Source organism: Streptomyces sp. NPDC056231 (genome assembly GCF_048270745.1).
Lineage (GTDB): Bacteria > Actinomycetota > Actinomycetes > Streptomycetales > Streptomycetaceae > Streptomyces.
Genome location: NZ_JBLVKW010000015.1, coordinates 42,976 through 62,128 on the forward strand (window position 1 = coordinate 42,976; position 19,153 = coordinate 62,128).

Sequence of the window (19,153 nt, forward strand, 5' to 3'; positions counted from 1 at the left end):
CGGGGCTCCCATCACCGACTCTCGCCGTATGCCTCTCACCACGCCCGCTTCGGGCCCTTCGTCCTCCGCGCGTGTCGCCGCCGCGGTCCGCCACGCCGTCGGCACCGGGTTGCTCGGCGAGGGCCGGCCCGTCGCCGGGTTCATCGACACCGACGGGGTACGCAACTCCGTCGCCGCCCTCCATGGCGCGTTCGCCGACACGCCCGCCCCCGTGCTGCACACCTTCGCCGCCAAGGCCGCGGCCCTCGTCCCCGTGCTGAGGCTGCTCGCCGACTGCGGCATGGGATGCGAGGTCGCCAGCCCCGGTGAGCTGAGGCTCGCCCTCGACGCCGGATTCGCACCCTCGGCGATCGTCCTCGACTCCCCCGCCAAGACGCGCGACGAGATCCGCCAGGCGCTCGCGCTCGGTGTGGCACTCAATGCCGACAGCCTCGACGAGGTGCGGCGTATCGCCTCGCTGCGGACCCGGAGCTCGGTCTCCGTCATCGGACTGCGCATCAACCCGCAGGTGGGCGGGGGCTCCATCAGTGCGATGAGCACCGCCACGCCGACCTCCAAGTTCGGCGTGGCGCTGCACGACCCCGGCGCGCGCGAGAGTGTCGTCCGGGCGTTCGCCGAACACTCCTGGTTGACCCGGCTGCACGCCCATGTCGGCTCCCAGGGCTGTTCGTTGGAACTGATCGCGACCGGGGTCGCGGAGACGTACCGGCTCGCCGAGGAGATCAACGAAACCCTCGGCACCCGGCAGATCACCAGCATCGACCTCGGCGGCGGACTGCCCGTCAACTTCGAGGACGATTCCGTACGGCCCACCTTCTCCGCCTATGTGGCGGCGCTGCGCGAAGCGGCGCCGGGGCTCTTCGACGGCCGGTACGGGCTGGTCACGGAGTTCGGCCGGTCGCTGCTCGCGAAGAACGGCTTCATCGGCGCACTGGTGGAGTACACGAAGGACGCGGGCTCCCGCCGTATCGCGCTCACTCATGCGGGCGCCCAGATCGCCACCCGTACCGTCTTCATGCCCGAGTCCTGGCCGCTGCGGATCGGGGCGTTCGACGCCGAGGGGCGCCCCAAGGACGGACCGCCGCTGGTCCAGGACATCGCGGGACCGTGCTGTTTCGCCGGGGACGTCGTGGCACACGCCCGGGAACTGCCGGAGCTGCGAGAGGGCGACTTCGTGGTGCTGTACGACACCGGCGCGTACTACTTCTCGGCCCCTTGGTCGTACAACAGTCTGCCGAGGCCCGCCGTATACGGGTTCAGCACGGCCGGCGCCGGGAGCGACAGCTCGGGCAAGGAAGCCGTTCGATTCGCGCCGGTGCGTGACGCCCAGTCGCTGGAGTCGATCGCCGAGGAGAGCGGGGCGGGACACGCCGACTCCCTCCTCGGAATCGGCCCCCAGCACACGGAGTAGCCGTCCGGCCTTCATTCGTCATTCGGCAGGGCGGGGTGTGGGCTCCGGCTCCGGCACCGGTTCGGGGTTGGGCGACGGCGGCTGGGGAATCGGGTCCGGCGAAGGACCGGGCGGCACCGGACCGGGTACGGGCGGGGCAGGTGTCGGCCCCGGCAGCGGCGAGGGAGGTCCGGGCATAGGTCCGGGCGTCGGCGCGGGCGGCACGGGGTCGGGAGGCGGCACAGGGTCGGGATACGGGTTGGTCATCTCGGGCTCCAGAAGTGCGGGCGGATCTCCTGTCCACCGTCTCCCGGAGCAGCCGTCCGCGCCTGCCGACAGCATACGTACGGGTTCCGTGCCACCGGACGAGAACCCGTACGGCGGCTCAGCGCGCTGCCGCGGCCGCGGCAGCAAACCCGGGCCGGGGACCGGAGAGGGCCGGAATCCGCGTGACCGTCCGGGTGACGGCATCGGCCATGGACGCCGGGGCCGGCACGATCACGTCGGCGTCCGTCACCCGGTCGGCGGCACGGCCACCAGCTCCAGACAGCCGTCGCGGTCGCCTGCTTCACACCGTGCCCATGCCCCTCGACCAGGACCGTACGGATGTCCGCGGCCCGATCACCCGCCTCCTCGGCCGGCAGGGCCGGGGTCGGTGCCAGGGTCTCCGTAAGCGCGGCACGTACGGCGAAGCGGCCGCGCCCGCGGCCGACGGCGCCTGCCGCCATCGGCCGGTCGACCCGCAGGACAGGGACGCCGAGCGCCCGCGCGGCGGACTCGCCAACCCCTCCGATCGTCGAACAGGTACAGAATCAGTTGGTGGCGGGCACGGCGTACGGGCTCCGCTCGGTGGCGGTGCCCGGCACGGGCTCGGACGCGTCGGCGCCGAGCGCGACGATCCGGTTGTCCGCGTCGACGTGGACGATGCTCGGGGTCAGCGTGCGGGCCTCGGCGTCGTCGACCTGCGCGTAGCTGATCAGGATCACGAGGTCGCCGGGGTGGACGAGGTGGGCGGCGGCGCCATTGATACCGATGACGCCGGAGCCGCGTTCGCCCTCTATGACGTATGTCTCCAGCCGGGCACCGTTGTCGATGTCGACGATGTGCACGAGCTCACCGGGCAGAAGATCCGCGGCTTCCATGAGTGCGGCATCGACGGTGACGGAACCGACGTAGTGCAGGTCGGCCTGGGTCACGGTGGCACGGTGGATCTTGGACTTGAATACTGTGCGAAACATGAAGAAACTCCCGATTTATCTGCTCCCTGCCTGCTTTTGCAGGTCAAGGGCAATGTTCGGAGGTTACAACGTTACGCATGTGTGGTCAGCTGTTGCCGGGTACTTGAGGACTCACACTGCCCTATCGCTGACCTCTCTGACGGGGCGCCAGTCGCACGAGCTCGCGTGTCCGGGGCCTTCTGCGCGCTTTCCGGGCTGGCCCATGTGAAGCAGATCTGATCGGGCACGGGGGTAGACATCGTCCGCTACGCCGTTGTTGACGTCCACTGCCCGGGCCTCACCGTTGCGCAAACCGAACCCTGCCATGCGATCTCAAGCCCGAGATCATCGTCAGCGACAGTCGGCGCCACCTTCACATAGGTGCGTGAGGTGATGACCACCTTCTCGCGGCCGCATTCCGGCTCCTGGACGCCACTGCAAGGATTGTCCGCCAGCACTTCTCCACCCTGTTCGGATCCCAGGTCCCGGGTGTCGACATGGCGAACGCTCACAACGCCGAACTCACCTACCTGCATGACGTCACCATGAGGGACCGACCGCTCACCGCGGAACAGACCACGCTCAGCAACGACATGAAGCGCCGCTGGGCGGCGTTCGCCCGCACCGGAGTCCCGGACGTCCCCGGGTGAGACGCAGTGGCCACGCATCGGCGCCCGCTACACGAGCGCCGGCGACGCCTCGCCCGCTACGTTCACAGGGGTATGCGCACGTTGTGGGCCGCTGCACGGGGCGCGTGTTGGTAGCGCTCAGAGTGCTGGTAAAGCGGCCGGATCCCGGAACTGATCGACTCAGCCGCCGCTCTTGCGCCTGAACGACCGCTGGCTCGCAGCCGGACCGTGCGCCGCACGCACTTTCGACGCATTGGGGTTGGCGGCAGCATCGGCGGCGTCCGCCTGCGCACCGCGCTTGCGCGCCAGTGCTTCGCGGAACTTGCGCTTGAGGTCGTAGTCGCCGTCGCTGTCCGGCGTCAGAGGGGACGTCTCCGGGGCAGCCGGCTCCGAACCTTCCGTAGATACGGGCTCTGCGGTCATGGTGACCTCCTCGGTTCGGGGGTGGGCAAGCACAGCTTGTCATGCCGGGCGCAGTACGGGGCGTCGGCAACATCATCCTGCTCCGTTGCGGCGGGTATCTCTCTCGTGGTCGAGGACGTTCGCTTCGCAGGTGGGGGCACCGGACGGGCTTCGGGCCGGGCCGAGGGTTCGAGCCCGTAGCCAGGACATTCACTGCCAGGGCAACGGCTCTCAGCCGTCGCGACGCACGAGGGCGGCCTTGCGGGCCTCGGCGAGCTTGCGGGCCTCGTCGGGCTTTCGGGACTTGCTGCCGGCGGAGCGGGAGGTGTCCTTGCCGGTGCCGAGGCCGCGGAAGGGAGCGTTGGTGTTCTTGGGTCGGGGGACGGCGGGCCCGCCGTCGAGTGGGGTGCCAGAGGGAGCCTTGGCGCCGGTGATCCGGCTCAGCTCCGCGCGCGTACTCAAAGCCATCGCCGTGGCTCACCTCCGCAATCACACCTTCGGTGCGGCCGTTGCGGTAAGGCAGGGTGAGGCCGGCTTCCGCCGCGGACCGGTCGGACGACCCCGATCCACTCGGTGAGATTCACGTCATTCCCCTCAGTCGGTCTCAGCAGGGCGGAGAAGCCGCGTATGAGATCGGCGAGTGCGGTCGTCTCCGCGCCAGCTGCGGTGAGATCTTCGAGACCGAGGGCGTGGACAGCGCGTTCGTGTTCTTGTTCGCCTTGCCCGGCTACCCGCATCGTCCGGACGGCGACCCCAGGGAAGACTTGGACCGGGCCGGCCTGGGCATCGTCAAACTCCTCGAAGGGCGCCGGGGGCAGACCTACCCCGACATGGAATGGGAACCCAAGGCCGCCTTCGCGGCAGTGGCACAGCGGTATCGGAGGTGAAAGGCCCCGCACACGGTGACCACGGCTCGGGATCTGCACTGCGCGGGTGACGACGCGGTACCAGACGGGGACCGTGCCGAGCATGCCATGCCAGGTGGTCTCACCCCGGTCATGGCGCTCCCGCGCCTGCTGTTCGACGTCCGCGCCGAGCCGCTCGTCCCACCCGGCATCCTCGCCGGGCTGTTCCTGCGCGTCGAGGAACGCGCCCAGGTAGTCGGCAGCGGAGCGGCCGCGCACCGTACTTGCTGTCACCGAGCAGGGTCCGCTCACACGCGGAGAGGGCGTCGATGACCGGCTGGAGTACGAGCGACATGTATCGCTTGCCCCTGTCCCACAGCTGCGTTGCGCAGACGCCCACCGGCTCGCGCCGGGTGCAGTGGAAGACCCTCGGCAGCGCACTGTTGCTCCTCGACGCCTTGGTCCTGGACCTCACTGCGGCAACACTTCAGGCACACACCGAGACACAGGCCCGGCACACCAACCTGCAGGAGCAGGTCATCGGGAAAGGTTGGCGGCCGGCACGAGAGCGCGGCGTTGCGGCAAGGGCGGGCACGCCGTGGCGGCGTGGCTTGCGCGCGGCTTGGACGACCGTGTCCCGGCCCGTCATTGGGCGAACCGGGGCTGGCGGCCGGGGTCAGGTAGTGGCCTTGGCTGCGTCACGGGTCGGGATGGACGTAGGACCCGCCCAGCCTGCAGCCGAGCTGGACCTGCCGGCGTGCGGTGCGGCTGCGCGGTCGCTGCTAGGGCGTGCTTCGAAAGCGCCGTCTGCCGGGCGGCGTCCGGCCCCGCCCAACAGGCGGACGACGCTCCTTTCGAAACACTCCCTAGGACTGGCCGCCCAGCCCTCGGGCTGCCTGCGCGATGACGGCGGCCACGACGGCCGGGCGGGACACGTAGACGGCGTGGCTGCCGGGGGTCTCGGTGACGGTCCCTTTGGCCCGCTCGGACATCGCACGCTGCGCGGGCGGCGGGATCATGTGGTCATCCGTGGCGACCAGGTACCAGGACGGCTTGGTCTGCCAGGCCGGTACGGTGACCGCCCCGTTCAGCGCGTCGACACCCCAGGGGACCTGGGAGTCGGCCATGAACGCTGCCGACTTCTCGGGCACGTCGGCGGCGAAGGAGGCCGCGAACCTGTCCCGGTCCAGGAACAGGAAACCGTCCTGGGGCGGCAGGATCGGCGGGACCGGCGCCCCGGGCGGCGGGTCGGCGATCAGGGAGCTGACCGACTCGCCCTTGTCCGGTGCGAACGCGGCGATGTAGGCGAGCGCCGCAGCGTTGGGGTGGTTGCCGGCCTCGGTGATGACGACGCCACCGTAGGAGTGGCCCACCAGCACGGCCGGACCGTCGAGGCCGTCGAGGATCTGGTGGGTGGCAGCGACGTCACCGGCAAGCGACAGGGTCGGGTTCTGCACGACGGCCACCCGGTAGCCATCGGCCGTCAGATGGTCGTACACTCCCAGCCAGCCCGAGCCGTCGACGAAACCACCGTGCACGAGCACGATGTTCCTGATGGTTGTCATGGTCACTCCTGACCTGGAGGGACAGGCCCTGACGGCCGTCCCGCTGCACGCCAGTCAAGCCGTTGGGAAACGGCCGGACCATGCAGAACAGCATGCAGAAGTACCTGAGGATCTCCGTGGGCAGGGACTTCGGCGAGGTCAGGAGGAGGCGGTCGTCAGGGTCCGACAGCGGCTGCTTGCCTCGGTGTCACCGATCGCCTCGAACACCTCCGCCGCCCGCGCGTATGCACGACGGCTCTCGCCACTCCGGCCTTCATCGGCCAGCAGAGCGGCCAGCGTTCTCAATGCGTCGGCCTGCCAGAAGTCGGATGACAGCCCTCTGAGGTCGATCGCCTCGGTGAGGGTGGTGATCGCTTCTTTACGGCGGCCCAGGTATCCCAGGCACTGGCCGATGCGGATCAACGCCAAGGATCGGCTGTAAGCCGCGATGCTCGGTGTCATGCCGGTCCCCTCGTCGTCCATCAGAGCGCGCGCCTCGAGGAACTGCTCCAGCGCCTCGGCGTAACGTCCCTCGTCACGAAGGCAGTTGCCGACGATGGCGAGACTCTGGACATAGGAGTCGGTGTCGCCGATGGTCTTGAACGTCTCCGCCGCCCGGGATGCCGACGCCATCGCGTCGTCGAGCCGGCCGAGCCGATGCAGCGCCTGCGCCGTGTACTGGTGTGACCAGGCGACCTGAGCCGTAGCACGGCTCCGGGTGGCCAAGTCCAACGCCGCGGCCGTGCACCGCAGCATGGTCTGCGGATCGCTGGGCGGCACCCAGTGAACCCAGGCGAGGTAGTTCAGCTGAGTCGCCTGCTGCACCAGGTCACCAAGGGCGGCGGCGGCCTCCGCTCCCAGCGTGAAGACCTCGTGCCAGTGCGGATTGTGCGGCCACCGGTCGGAGAACCAGTGCATCGACTCCGCACAGTCCAGAACGAGGGCGTGTCGGCCGCTGCTCGCCGCAGCCCGCATCACACCCAGCCAGTTGTCCACATTCATGCGCAGCCACCGCTCGGCCTTGTCTGCCGAGGAGAGGACGGCGAGATCGGGATCGGGCCGGTCGGGGCGGCCGTAGCCGGGTTCGAACCACCGCCCGGCCATCGTGGCCATCCGCAGCAGCCACGGCATCACCCTTCCTGTCAGTGCCTCACGCTCGGCTGCGGACTCTTCCTCCCGGAGGCGCTCACGGGCGAACAGGCGGACCAGGTCGTGGAAGCGGTAACGGCCCGCGGTGCTGTCCTGCAGCAGGCCGAGGTCGACGAGGTCGTCGAGAGCGTCCCAGGTGTCCTCGATCGGCAGACCGCCGGCCACGGCCGCGAGGGTGGCGTCGAAGTCCCGGCCGGGAACCGCGGCGAGTCGCCGGAACACCAGCCGTGCACAGTCCGCGAGTTGTTCGTACGACATTCCGAACGCGTTGGCGATCTTGAGATCGCCGGCCTTGAACTGATCGAGACGGCGCTCCTCGTCCGCCAGCCGGGCAGCGAGCTCGGCAGCGTCCCATCCAGGCCGGCTGACCAGCCGGTTTCCGATGATCCGCAGCGCGAGCGGCAGACCCCCGCACAGCTCGGCGAGCAGAGTGAGCGCCGATTCCTCGTCGGAGGCGGAACGCTCGCCCAGAATCCCGGTCAGCAGTTCCTTGGCCTCCGGCAACGGCAGGGGCCCGAGGACGAGCCTGCGGACACCCTCCAGCCCCGCCAGCAGTCGCCGCGTGGTGATCAGCACCCTGCACGCACCTCCTCCTGGCAGCAGCGGGCGCACCTGCTCCTCCGACGCGGCATCGTCGAGAACGACCAGGACGCGCTTGTCCCGCAGCAGCGACCGGTACAAGGAGGCGCGCCCCTCGATATCGCCGGGGATCCGCTGGTCTGCGACGCCGAGCGCCCGAAGCAGCAACCGCAGAGCGTCGTCGGCGGCCAGAGGATGCTGGGACATGCCGAACAGATCAAGGAAGAACACCCCGTCGGGAAAGCTCGGCCGCACGGCATGAGCGGCACGGACCGCGAACGTGGTCTTGCCCAGACCCGCCGAGCTGGTGATCAAACCCACCACACCGACACCCGGCGAGCTCTCGGCGTACACGAGCTCGCTCACCCAGACCAGTTCCGCGGCACGACCGGTGAAGTCCTCGCCCGACCGGGGCAGTTCGCCCAGACCATGGGAACGCGCCCAGTGGTCCCGCAGTCGGCCGTCGCGCGCCAACTCGACAAACTGCTCGCGGGCATCCCCCTTCAGCGCAAGCGCATCCGCCAAAGCGGTCACGGTCCGCTGCTGAGGTCCCCTGCTCCGTCCACGCTCCATGTCCGACAGAGTCCGAGCACTGACCCCCGACACCTCGGCCAACCGCTCCAGCGTCAGACGTGCCGCGCGCCGATGACCGCGCAACACCTCTCCAAATCCAGGACGTCCAATGATGGAGCACACCCCCTCTCGACGGATGAGGTCACGCGGAGAACGCTAGAAGCCGGGCAGAAGTCGTCGATTCAGTCATGTGACGTATTTCGGTGACGGCGGCCTGCCGAGGCGCCGGCGGCCGCCGCTCGCGGATTTCCTCAAGACCTCGTCGGAGAGTCGCGCTGCCTGCGCGAGTCAGGTCGGCGAGGGCTAGCATCAAGGGACATCTCGTGCTGCATCGACCGTGCGTCCCGTGGGAGCTGCTGCCCGCTCCGGGCGCGGTAGGGGGCGATCATGGTCGACCGGTCCACCGACGAAAAGGACGGCTTCCTGGTCGGCCGGGAAGCCGACATGGAACGGCTCGGCGTCTTCCTGGCCAGCATCCCGCAGCATGGCGGATCGCTGACACTGGCGGGAGAGCCGGGAGCAGGAAAGACGGCGCTGATTGCCGCAGCCATCCAGGAAGCCGAGGCTGCAGGGATGCGGGTGCTGCGTGCCGTGGGTGTGCAGTATCGGGCACAGGCCAGTTACGGCGCCCTGCAGCAACTGCTGACATCGGTGCCCGAGATCCACTCAAAGGCGACGAGGATACCTGCCCTTGCCGGAGCGCTTGGCTTCGGCCGCGGCGCGGCACCCGGACACGACGCGGTCGCCGAGGCCGTGGTGTCGCTGGCCGCCGGCCTGTCCCGCGACACGCCCGTACTCCTGGCGCTGGATGACGCACAGTGGCTGGACCGGGCGAGTGCCGTCGTCCTGGGTCAGGTGGCGCGCCGGCTTCCGGGTACCGGCACGGGGTTGGTGTGCACGGTCAGGCTCGGGGAAGAGACCTTCTTCGACCACAGCGGGCTTCCTGTACATGAACTGGGTCCGCTCAGCGAGGCGGCTTCCGAGGAGTTGCTCCGCCGTCACTTCCCGGCGCTCGCCCCGCGGGTTCGCCGGCGTCTGATCGTCGATGCCGAAGGCAATCCACTGGCGCTGTTGGAACTCCCGGCCGCTCTGACCGAGTCCCAGCGGACCGCGTCCCAAGCCCTGCCGCAGCGCTTCCCGTTGACCCAGCGGCTGCAGTCGACTTTCGCCTCCCGCATCGGGACTTTACCGGCAGCCACGCGGCACCTGCTGCTGGTTGCCGCGTTGGAGGGCAGTGGCAGCATGCTGATCGTGCGCCGCGCGGTGGCCGACCGGTGCAGTCTGAAGCACCTGGCTCCGGCGGAGCGCATGCAGCTCGTCCGCGTCGACGACACGACCGGGCGGCTGGGATTCCGGCACTCGCTCATACGCTCCGCAGTGGTGGATCTGTCGACCAGCGACCAACGACGCAGCGCGCACCGCGCACTCGCGGAGGCGTGGATCGCGGTCCCGGAGCAGCGGGCCTGGCATCTGGCGCAGGCCACGGTCGAGCCCGACGAACAGATCGCCGCCCTGCTCGAGGAAGCCGCCGATGTCAGCGCCCGCCGCGGCGACGGGCCGAACGCGGTGGCGGCGCTGGTGCGCGCCGCCGAGCTGAGCCCGGCGGGGTCCGCGTACGCTCGGCGGCTGGCGAAGGCGGCGTACGTCGGCGCGAACCTCACCGGGGACGTGCGTGATGTGCCGCGGCTGCTCTACGACGCGCGACAGGGCGCTCCCGATGCGGAGGCCCCGGCGGTCGCGGTGGCCGCTGCGTTGTACCTGCTGAACAGCTACGGGGACATCGACACGGCCCATCGCCTGCTGTCCGGCGCAATCACCCTGCAGCCCGAGCCCTATGACCTCACCGACCCCACTCTGCTCGAAGCGCTGTCCACCCTGCTGATGGTGTGCATCCACGGCGGCCGACGCGAGCTGTGGTCGGACTTCGACGCGGCACTGTCGAAGTGCACGTCGGTTCCGGACACCCTGCAGCTGTTGCGAACCACCTTCGCCGATCCGGCGCGGGCCCGCCCAGCCGACTGGGCCCGGCTCGATGCCGCCGCCCGGACGCTTCACGGCACGTCGGATCCGGTGCGGATCGTACGGATCGCCACGGCCGGTGCCTACGCGGACCGCCTCGGTGCGATGGAAGAGCCGCTACGGCTCACGGCTCGGGGCGGACTGAGCGGACAGAACATCTTCCCCGCCATCCAGGCGTCCTTCCTGTGGAGCAGTCATGCCTGGTTCACCGGCCAGTGGCCGGAGCTTCGCCAGGTGGCCCAGCAGGGTCTGCGCTGGTGTGAGGAACTCGACTATCCGCTGCGTTCCTGGACCGGCAAGTTCGTGCTGGCCTGCGTGTCCGCGGTCTGCGGCGACTACCGGACTGCCCGCGGGTTCGCCGATCAGATGCACCAGTGGGCAGGGTCCCGCCGAGGCCATGCCGTCGGTTGCTACGCCGCCCATGCCAGGACGCTGATCTCCCTGTCGCAGGGTGACTTCGAAGCGGCCTACCGACATGCGTGCAGGATCACGCCGGCCGGAACGTTCGCGCCTTTCGCCGGGCACGCGCTGTGGGCGATCCTGGATCAGGTGGAGGCCACCGTGCGCACGGATCGCCGCGGGAAGGCTGTCGACCACGTCAGGGCAGCCAGGGACGCCGGCCTTGAAGCGGTGTCACCGCGGTTGAAGATGGTCCTGCTCGCCTCGGCCGCTCTAGCCGCAGAAGGCGACGAGGAGGCCGCGCTCGGGTTCGGCGAAGCCCTGGCCGTCGAGGGGGCCGAACACTGGCCCTTCGACCACGCCCGCATACAGCTGTACTTCGGCGAGCGGCTTCGCCGCGGCAAAGCGCCGGCCCGGGCCCGCAAGCACTTGAGTGCCGCCGTGGAAGCCTTCGGGCGGCTCGGCGCCCACCCGTGGACGGAGCGGGCCAACAAGGAGCTGCGCGCCTGCGGCATCCCGGTGCACGCACGTACCCTGCCTGGTGGCGCCGCTCTGACACCGCAGCAGTGGGAGATCGCTCGCCTGGCGGCCACAGGCCTGACCAACAAGCAGATCGGGGAAAGACTCTTACTGTCTCCTCGAACCGTCTCGACGCATCTCTACCAGCTCTTCCCGAAGTTGGGCGTCACGACCCGGGCCGCCCTGCGCGACGCGCTGGATCAGCTGGGCCGGCCGTAAGCCTCAAGGCGCCCTTGCTACGTGCCGGCCGGCCGCGGAGCCGTCAACTTTGCGTCCGGCGCCGCCGTTGGCACCGGACGCTGACCGCCCTGCGGGGAAACGGTCTGGGGCATGGGGGGTGCGCTCTTCGGATCGTGGTCCTACACCTACGGCGCTCGCAATGGCGAACAGATGGTCACCACCAACGTCAACGGCGATTGGAGCAAGAGCGGCTGGGACGACCCCATCGGCATCTTCACCGATCTGCTTCAGGCGAAGTTCTGCCGCCGGAGCGATACCTGAATCGATGTGCACGAGACTCGACTGGAAGAGGTGCCGGGCGAGCATCGAGTTCTCGGCGTGGTCCTTGTCCGGACCCGTAGGGGCGCCGTCGGCCGGGGTCCGCCCGCCGCGCCCACGCCGTACGAAGTCGGCAAGGGCGCGGCGCCGCGGCCCTCCGCTCAGCGAGCCAGGCGTCTTGCGTGCCCGAGCTGTGAACTTGTGACCGGTACCGGTTCACCCCAGCGGATCCGACGTGTGTGGCGGGCTCCGAACCACCGGTGGGCGAGCCGGACAGCGGGTGGGAACAGCTGACGGATCGCCTGCTGCCGGTCGGGCGGTGCGCCGTCGATGAGCCAGGCGCACAGTGCCACTCCGCTTCTGAGTCCGAGGGGGTGGCGTTGGGCGGCGTCGAAATCCGCCCATTCACTGGTGGTGATGGAGGTCGCGACAAGCGGCAGGACGACCGACTGCTCGTAGTCGAGGTATGCCGTCAGCGCGGTGTCCAGCCGGGTCATGTACTCGGCCGTACGGCTCCCGGGCCCACGGCCGGTCAGACAGTCGTCGACGGTCGCCGCATGGAGAGTGACGCGGCGACGCGCCTGTGCCATCTTGGCCGCGGCGCGCTCGAGGCCGGGACCGGAAAGGTTCCTGCCGAGGAGGACCTGCCGCAGCAGGTCGGCGTCGGCGTCGAGGTAGGTGGTGAGGTAGCGCATGAAGTCGATCCAGCCCGAGGTGACGACCGGGAGGCAGGTGCGCGACCAGGTGACGAGTCGGTCCACATCTCTGCGCAGGGCGTCGTGGACGGCGTGGACCAGCAGGAGGTCGATTCGCGGATCACCGGCAGGACCGTCGTCGCGTGGACCCCTGGGCGCGATCGAGCGTATGTCGAGGCCTTCCCGGTCGCGTCTCATGCGTGCGGCCCGTGTTCGGCGGAGGTCTCGCCGCGGTGGTCCGGGGCCGGGGCGCCGACCAGGGCCTGTGCAGCGGTCGGCTTGCGGATCTGGTCGGCGAAGTACCAGCGGGACAGGCGGACACGCAGCCGCTGTCCGGGGGTGGCTCTGCGGGTGACGCCGTTGTCGTCTACGGGCGGTGGGAGTTCGAGGGGCTCGTACTGCTCGTGGGCGGTCAGGATGTGGCGCGCCGCGGGGTCCAGGGGTTCGTGGCGTTCGACGAACCCGCCGCTCGGGGTTTTCTTGATGATGCCGGTTTCTCGACCGTGGAGGACCTTGTCGCGGTCGCGGAGTTGCAAGCCCTTGCACCAGCGCACGGTAACCGTATAGGCGAGTACCGGAGCGACGAAGAAGGCGACGCGTCCCGCCCAGGTGATCGTGTTGATCGACAGGTGGAGGTGGGTGGCGAGGATGTCGTTGCCGCCGCACGCCCACAGCACGCCGTAGGCCGCGATCCAGGCGGCCCCGAGTCCGGTGCGGACCGGCACGTTCCGCGGCCTGTCCAGCAGATGGTGTTCGCGTGTGTCGCCGGTGATCCACGCCTCGATCCACGGGTACGCACCGAGCAGGGTGAACAGGATGCCCGGGACGATCAAGGCAGGGATCAGGAGGCTGAAGCTGATGGTGTGGCCGAATGCGCTCCATTCCCACGCGGGCATGATGCGCAGGGATCCCTCCAGGAACCCGAGGTACCAGTCGGGTTGGGATCCCGCGGCGACCCGCTCCGCTCTGTACGGCCCGTACGCCCAGATCGGGTTGATCTGGGCCAGGCCACCGAGCACGGCGGTGGTGCCGAAGATGAGGAAGAAGAAGCCGCCCGCCTTGGCGACGTAGACCGGCATGAGCGGCTGGCCGACGACGTTGCGTTCGGTGCGCCCAGGTCCGGGGAACTGCGTGTGCTTGTGGTAGAAGACGTAAATGAGGTGGACCGTCACCAGACCGACCATGAGGGCCGGCACCAGCAGGACGTGCACGGTGAACAGCCGCGGGATGACGTCGTCGCCCGGGAACTGCCCGCCGAAGAGGAAGAATTGGAGATAGGTCCCGACCAGGGGGATCGCAAGGACAACGCCGTCAGCGATGCGCAGACCGGTGCCGGAGAGCAGGTCGTCGGGGAGCGAGTACCCGGCGAAGCCGTTGAGCATCGCCAGCACCAGCAGAAGAAACCCGAAGAGCCAGTTGATCTCGCGCGGTTTGCGGAACGATCCGGTGAAGAAGTGTCGGAACATGTGCACGAACAAGGCCGCGATGAAGATCAGAGCCGCCCAGTGATGGACCTGACGGATCAACAATCCGCCGCGGACGTCGAAGCTGATGTCCAGCGTCGAGGCGTACGCCTGGGACATGTGAACACCCTTCAGCGGCACGTGGGAGCCGTTGTAGACGACCTCCTGTGCGCTGGGATGGAAGAACAACGTCAGGTAGACGCCGGTCAACAACAGCGTGATGAAGCTGTAGAGCGCGACCTCACCCAGCATGAAGGACCAGTGGTCCGGAAAAACCTTCCGGATGTACTTTCCGCCGAGCCGGTAGATCCCCAATCTCTCATCGAGCGCGTCGGCGAGGCGGACACCCTTGCTGTCCCGGACGGATATGCTGGCAGTTTTTGCTCCACTGCCGACCCTGGCGGTCGATTCCTGTGCACTCATGCGAGGCACACCTCTCCTCTCTCCCACATCCTCCGCGCGACGACGGCTGATCCCGTCCGAGGAGGTCTTTGCAAGTTCCCCGTATCTCAGACGAGACAGCCCCGCGGAATGTGACGTGCCCGCGCATGACGTGCGTGGTCGACGACGTGCCGGCACGGATCTCGGCGCGGCTGACGGCGGAGAGCGTCGAGCGGATCATGGCCCTGGTCGCTGGTGCCGGTCAGGAGGACGGCCTCTTGAACGACCGCCCGCGCCAGCCGGTGCCGTTGCAGGGAGCAGCCTGTGGTGGCCCGGAGCCGTCACGAACGCCCCGGGCGGCCAATTTCCCTAGCTGTTGCTGGAGGTGTCGCACAGCGCGCGGTCGACGAGGTCGCTGGCGGCCTTGTGTTGCCGGAGCGTTTCATCGAAGTCGTTGACGCTGGTGGACATGGAGACGGTGACGGTGCGGCTGCCGTCGTCGGTGGCACCGTTCAGGGTGATGTAGCCGGCTTCGCCTCCTTCGTGGCTCCAGTAGCTGCCGCCGCAGGTCAGGGGGCGGCTGACCAAGCCGAGGCCGTAGCGTCCGCCGGGCCAGATTGCCTCGATCCGCTTGTCGACCGGGACGGTGTCCTGCATCTCGGCCATGCGCGCCTCGGACAGCAGCTTGCCGCCCAGCAGTCCCTGGAAGAAACGGTTGACGTCCGCCGTGGTGGAGACATAGCCGCCGAGGTCGGGGACGATCTGTTCAGTGACGTCGGTCCGTTCGCCGGAGGCGAAGACCTGGTAGCCGTCGGCGTGCGGGCGACGAAGGGTGGACGTGGTGCCCGCCAGGTAGGTGTGGTTCATGCCGAGCGGTTTCAGGATCCGGCTCTCGACCTCCTCCTGCCATGGGCGACCAGCGGCCTTTTCGACGATCATGCCGAGGACGACGTAGCCGGTGTTGGAGTAGCTCCAGCCGGTGCCGGGCCGGAAGTCCGGGTGATGCTTCATCGCCCGGGCGACGATCTGTTCGGGGGTGTAGGTGTCGTAGCGGTGCTGGTAGTACTCCTGCGGGGTGTCGAAGCCGGGAAGGTCGTCGTGGAGGCCGCTGGTGTTCTGCAGAAGCTGACGCACGGTGATGTTCCGTCCGTCGTTACCGTTGCCATCGATCACACCGGGTAGCCGGCGGTCCACCGTGTCGTCCAGTGACAGCTTGCCCTCGTCGACCAACTGCAGGATGACAGCGGCCATGAACGCCTTGCCGGTGCTGGCTATCCGGAAGTAGCCGTCGCGGGGCACCGGACGCTTCGTGCCCACCACTGCGACGCCGGAGGTGGCGACCAGATCCCGGCCGGAGGCGGTGGTCACCCGCGCCTGGACGCCGGTGACCCCCAGCGCCTGGATGGCATCGGTGCCCAGGCGCAGGTCGTCCTGCTGGTAGCCGGGCGCGGACTTCGCGGCCGAGCCGTCCGAGGGCTGGACAGCTATGGCCACACTCGCTGTGCCGAGTGCGGCCGCCGCGACGGCCAGCCACCCTCGGCCGATCCGGCGTTGACGCTGCTGGGACGGGCGGTGGCGCGGCGCGGAGGCCGGGGTTGTGGATCTCATGAATCCCACGCTAGGTAAGCGTCGAGTTGCATGTCGCTACCACAGGCAGCCGATGGAAACCTACAGGTGGCTGTAGTGCCGCAGGGGCGGCCGGCACATACAGTGGCGCGTCTGAGGGCCGCGACCGGTCCCTTACGACAGACGAAAGCGAATCCAGTGCACGGCGTGATCGGCGAGGCCCGCATACGGTTGATCCAGACCAGGCGTAGCGGGCGCTACCTACTCGGCACCCTGATGACCGCGACGGTGACGCTCGTGGCGGCGCCACTGCTGTGCGTACCGTCGCTGGCAGCTCCCTGGGCCGAGCGCCACCGCCGGCGCGCCGGGGCGCTGCTGGGCCGACCGGTGAAGCCACGCCCGCGCGCCCTCCGCCGCGACCTTGCGTGGCTCGTGACCCAGCTAGCCACCGGCCTGCCCGCTGGCATAATCGCCCTGCTGTGCCTGGGCAACCTGCTCCTCACCCTTGTCGTCACCGTGGGGTGGTGGGCCTTTCCCACGTCGGATCCGCCACGGCTGCCGCTGCTCGGTGTCCGTATCGACAGCTGGGCCCCCGCGCTGACGATCAACCTCGCACAATTCCTGCTTCTTGCGGCGCTGGCGACCATCGCCCTGCCACCGCTCGCCCGGGTGCACGCGCGGTGCTGCCTGGCAGTCCTGGCACCGTCCCCTGCGGAACAACTGGCCGCGCGCGTCACCGAGCTCACCCAGACGCGCGCAGACGTCCTGCAGGCGCACGGCGCGGAACTCCGCCGGATCGAACGCGACTTGCACGACGGCACCCAGGCCCGGCTGGTGGCCATCGCCATGCGGCTCGCCGTGGCCGGGGAGAGCCTTCGCCAGGACCCCGACGCGGCCGCTGCGCTCGTACGGCAGGCCCAAACCGAGACCGAGGAGGCCATGACCGAGCTGCGCTCCGTCATCCGCACCATCTACCCTCCGGTCCTTGCCGATCAGGGCCTCGTCGGCGCGCTCAGCACCCTGGCCACCAGGTCCGGCGTGCCGACCCGTATCGACATCGGCGAGCTCGGCGAGGTCCCTGCCGCGGTCGAAGTGGTCGCCTACTTCGCTGTCACCGAGGCACTGGCGAACATCGCCCGGCACAGCCGAGCCACCACGGCCGCCGTCCGCGTCACCCGCGACGGCGCGATGCTTTCCGCAGAGATCACCGACGACGGGACCGGCGGGGCGAACGCATCTCGAGGCAGCGGCCTGGACGGAATTCGTCGCCGCGCCGCCGCCCTGGACGGCACTATGAAGATCAGCAGCCCGTCTGGCGGGCCGACCACCCTCACCGTGGAGTTGCCGTGCGTGTAGTCATCGCCGAGGACAACGTCCTGCTGTCCTCCGGACTCGAACTCCTGCTGGGATCCCAGGGCTTCGAGGTCGCCGCGATCACGGATGACGCCCCTGGCTTCCTCGCCGCCGTCGAGACCCACCGCCCGGACGTCACCATCGTCGACGTGCGGCTACCCCCGACCTTCCGCGACGAGGGTATCCGCGCCGCCCTCCGGGCTCGCCGCGACCGCCCCGGGCTTCCCGTCCTGGTCCTGTCCCAGTACGTCGAGCAGGAGTACGCCGGCCGCCTCCTCTCCGACGCGCGCGGCGGCATCGGCTATCTGCTCAAGGACCGGGTGAGCCGTATCGCAGAGTTCACCGACGCACTGCGCCGGGTGGCCGCCGGCGGCACCGCCATGGACCCCGAGGTCATCGCCCAGCTCCTCGCCGTCCGCAGCGATCCCGTCAACGCCCTCACCCCCCGCGAACGCGAGGTCCTGGCTCTGATGGCCGAAGGACACAACAACGCCACCATCGCCCAGCGGCTTTTCATCACCGAAAACGCCGTCCACAAACACATCGGCAGCGTCTTCCTCAAACTCGGCCTGTCGGCCGGCGACAGCGGCCACCGCCGGGTCCGCGCCGTCCTGGCCTACCTCCGCCGCCCCGGCGGCACCGAACCCAACCCCTGCTGAGTGGCCCGCGGTTCTGTCGTGCTCGGGACCGCGGGCGGGAGATCTGGCGGTCGGCATCGCCGAGGGCACCGCCGCCCGGTCGGCGGTGAACACCGGCTTCGGGCCCTGCGCGGCCTTGGGCTGTAGGTCAAGGCCGCGAGGTTACGGGCCGGGAACTGACGTCAAGATGTCGATGCTGGTGGTGGCCTTGCGCCAGGCCGCTTCACCGGCCCACGGTGAGGGTCTTCAGGAGGGCGGCGATGAACTCCTTGGGTTTGCCGATGTGTACGGCGTGGCCGGCGTCGGGGATGGCCGATTCGCGGACGTGGCCGCCCGCGGCGTAGTGATCGAGTGCGTGGCGGGTCTGGGCGAGCATGGGTTGGGCATGGCAGTGGTAGGTGCCCGGCCAGCCGGAGACGGCGCCGAGTGCACCGAGGTGGGCGAGGTCGAAGAGCGAGGTGTCGGAGACGATGAGATCGTCGGTGCCGCGCAGCGGGCGAGCCGGTGGAAGGCGATCCGCCAGGCGTGGGTGCGCTCGACCTGCCACCACTGGGTGGCCTGGACCGACGCCCTGGTTCCCTTCTGGGCGATCCGGCCGTGCAGCCCGCGCTCGGCGAGCACGGTGCGGGACTTCGCCGAGTCGTAGCCGACGTCTAGGTGCACGGTGATCTCATCAGGAAGGGGCCCAAGTTCGTACAGAAGATCCAGTGTTGGAGCCAGAAGTGGCGAGTCGTGGCAGTTGGCGCCGGCCAGGACGCGGCCGAGCGGGATGCCGTAGCCATCGGTCATGCCCGACCGTTTCAGGCCCTGCTTGCCCCGGTCGACTGGTGAACGTCCGGCCGCCTCGCCGCCGCCGGGGGCCTTGGTGATGGCGCCGTCCACGGCGATCTGGTCCAGGGCGAGACCGACGATGCGGTCGTAGGCGCCCAGTGCGATCTGCTTCAGTCGGGCGAACAGGCCCAGGCGTATCCACTCGTCGCGGCGGTTGCGGATCGTGGTGGCCGAGCAGACGGAGTCCGCGATCGCCTCGTAGGAGCAGCCGAACCGCAGGACCTGCAGCAGCTTGTCGAAGACGATTCGGTCACTGATCTGGCGTCGGTGGCAGCCCAGCGGGTGGGTCGGATCGAACTCCGGGCGCTGCGGTAGCAGGGCGGCGAATCGGTCCCACAGTGGTTCGGTCAGCCGTGATGGCAGCGCAGGCACAGGTCTCCCATGATCACAGAGCGTCGCAACTCCATGATCGCGGAACCTGTGCCTGTCCCGTCCGCAACCAGCCCCACCCGCGCCTATCTGC

The 19,153-nt window shown here is 69.2% G+C and carries 13 protein-coding genes and 4 pseudogenes; 7 read left to right on the forward strand and 10 right to left on the reverse strand.

Features of this window, described 5'->3' with window-relative positions:
• Nucleotides 1-28 precede the first annotated feature (28 nt).
• Nucleotides 29-1,411 (forward strand): diaminopimelate decarboxylase, encoded by a 1,383-nt coding sequence (locus ACNPQM_RS14885; RefSeq protein WP_418084352.1) that lies wholly within the window; start codon nt 29-31, stop codon nt 1,409-1,411.
• A gap of 364 nt (nt 1,412-1,775) precedes the next feature.
• Here the strand turns inward: ACNPQM_RS14885 and ACNPQM_RS14890 are convergent.
• Together ACNPQM_RS14890 and panD are read right to left on the reverse strand one after the other, a co-directional pair.
• Nucleotides 1,776-2,199, reverse strand: a pseudogene (locus ACNPQM_RS14890) (arylsulfatase); the annotation flags it as partial.
• Nucleotides 2,200-2,202: 3 nt separating this feature from the next.
• Nucleotides 2,203-2,628: an aspartate 1-decarboxylase gene (gene panD / locus ACNPQM_RS14895; protein WP_418084353.1), complete on the reverse strand. Its 426-nt coding sequence runs from the start codon at nt 2,626-2,628 to the stop codon at nt 2,203-2,205.
• Nucleotides 2,629-3,104: 476 nt separating this feature from the next.
• Between panD and ACNPQM_RS14900 the strand changes: the two genes are divergently transcribed.
• Nucleotides 3,105-3,257 carry a hypothetical protein gene (locus ACNPQM_RS14900; protein WP_358862237.1) on the forward strand — a complete coding sequence of 51 codons (153 nt, stop codon included), beginning with the start codon at nt 3,105-3,107 and terminating at the stop codon, nt 3,255-3,257.
• 159 nt (nt 3,258-3,416) lie between these two features.
• Here ACNPQM_RS14900 and ACNPQM_RS14905 read toward each other — a convergent pair whose 3' ends face one another.
• Both ACNPQM_RS14905 and ACNPQM_RS14910 read right to left on the reverse strand, forming a co-directional pair.
• Nucleotides 3,417-3,659 carry a DUF5302 domain-containing protein gene (locus ACNPQM_RS14905; RefSeq protein WP_418084354.1) on the reverse strand — a complete coding sequence of 81 codons (243 nt, stop codon included), beginning with the start codon at nt 3,657-3,659 and terminating at the stop codon, nt 3,417-3,419.
• 210 nt (nt 3,660-3,869) lie between these two features.
• Nucleotides 3,870-4,097: pseudogene (locus ACNPQM_RS14910) on the reverse strand (RNA helicase); the annotation flags it as partial.
• A 206-nt stretch (nt 4,098-4,303) separates the two neighbouring features.
• On the opposite strand from ACNPQM_RS14910, the pseudogene ACNPQM_RS14915 reads away from it, so the two are divergent.
• Nucleotides 4,304-4,525 (forward strand): annotated as a pseudogene (locus tag ACNPQM_RS14915) (hypothetical protein); the annotation flags it as partial.
• A gap of 824 nt (nt 4,526-5,349) precedes the next feature.
• Here ACNPQM_RS14915 and ACNPQM_RS14920 read toward each other — a convergent pair.
• Both ACNPQM_RS14920 and ACNPQM_RS14925 read right to left on the reverse strand, forming a co-directional pair.
• A complete protein-coding gene (locus tag ACNPQM_RS14920; RefSeq protein WP_418084355.1) occupies nt 5,350-6,048 on the reverse strand; it encodes an alpha/beta fold hydrolase in 699 nt (232 codons plus the stop codon).
• 138 nt (nt 6,049-6,186) lie between these two features.
• Entirely contained in the window at nt 6,187-8,451 is a 2,265-nt protein-coding gene (locus ACNPQM_RS14925) for a helix-turn-helix domain-containing protein (protein WP_418084356.1), read from the reverse strand.
• A gap of 264 nt (nt 8,452-8,715) precedes the next feature.
• On the opposite strand from ACNPQM_RS14925, the gene ACNPQM_RS14930 reads away from it, so the two are divergent.
• Nucleotides 8,716-11,484, forward strand: a complete 2,769-nt coding sequence (locus tag ACNPQM_RS14930; RefSeq protein WP_418084357.1) for an ATP-binding protein — start codon at nt 8,716-8,718, stop codon at nt 11,482-11,484.
• A 111-nt stretch (nt 11,485-11,595) separates the two neighbouring features.
• Nucleotides 11,596-11,766 carry a hypothetical protein gene (locus ACNPQM_RS14935; RefSeq protein ID WP_418084358.1) on the forward strand — a complete coding sequence of 57 codons (171 nt, stop codon included), beginning with the start codon at nt 11,596-11,598 and terminating at the stop codon, nt 11,764-11,766.
• A gap of 158 nt (nt 11,767-11,924) precedes the next feature.
• On the opposite strand, the gene ACNPQM_RS14940 is transcribed toward ACNPQM_RS14935, so the two are convergent.
• The 3 genes from ACNPQM_RS14940 to ACNPQM_RS14950 form a co-directional block, all read right to left on the reverse strand.
• Nucleotides 11,925-12,656 (reverse strand): hypothetical protein, encoded by a 732-nt coding sequence (locus ACNPQM_RS14940; protein ID WP_418084359.1) that lies wholly within the window; start codon nt 12,654-12,656, stop codon nt 11,925-11,927.
• Nucleotides 12,653-14,344 carry a cytochrome b gene (locus tag ACNPQM_RS14945; protein WP_418084360.1) on the reverse strand — a complete coding sequence of 564 codons (1,692 nt, stop codon included), beginning with the start codon at nt 14,342-14,344 and terminating at the stop codon, nt 12,653-12,655. Before ACNPQM_RS14945 ends, ACNPQM_RS14940 begins: the two co-directional genes overlap by 4 nt.
• Nucleotides 14,345-14,671: 327 nt before the next feature.
• On the reverse strand, nt 14,672-15,910 hold the full coding sequence (locus ACNPQM_RS14950) for a serine hydrolase domain-containing protein (RefSeq protein WP_418084361.1): 1,239 nt from the start codon (nt 15,908-15,910) through the stop codon (nt 14,672-14,674).
• 165 nt (nt 15,911-16,075) lie between these two features.
• On the opposite strand from ACNPQM_RS14950, the gene ACNPQM_RS14955 reads away from it, so the two are divergent.
• On the forward strand, nt 16,076-17,224 hold the full coding sequence (locus tag ACNPQM_RS14955) for a sensor histidine kinase (RefSeq protein WP_418084362.1): 1,149 nt from the start codon (nt 16,076-16,078) through the stop codon (nt 17,222-17,224).
• Nucleotides 17,215-17,880 carry a LuxR C-terminal-related transcriptional regulator gene (locus ACNPQM_RS14960; RefSeq protein ID WP_418084363.1) on the forward strand — a complete coding sequence of 222 codons (666 nt, stop codon included), beginning with the start codon at nt 17,215-17,217 and terminating at the stop codon, nt 17,878-17,880. The genes ACNPQM_RS14955 and ACNPQM_RS14960 overlap by 10 nt, the downstream gene beginning before the upstream one ends.
• A 468-nt stretch (nt 17,881-18,348) precedes the next feature.
• On the opposite strand, the pseudogene ACNPQM_RS14965 reads toward ACNPQM_RS14960, so the two are convergent.
• Nucleotides 18,349-19,062: pseudogene (locus tag ACNPQM_RS14965) on the reverse strand (IS5 family transposase); the annotation flags it as partial.
• Nucleotides 19,063-19,153: the final 91 nt, after the last annotated feature.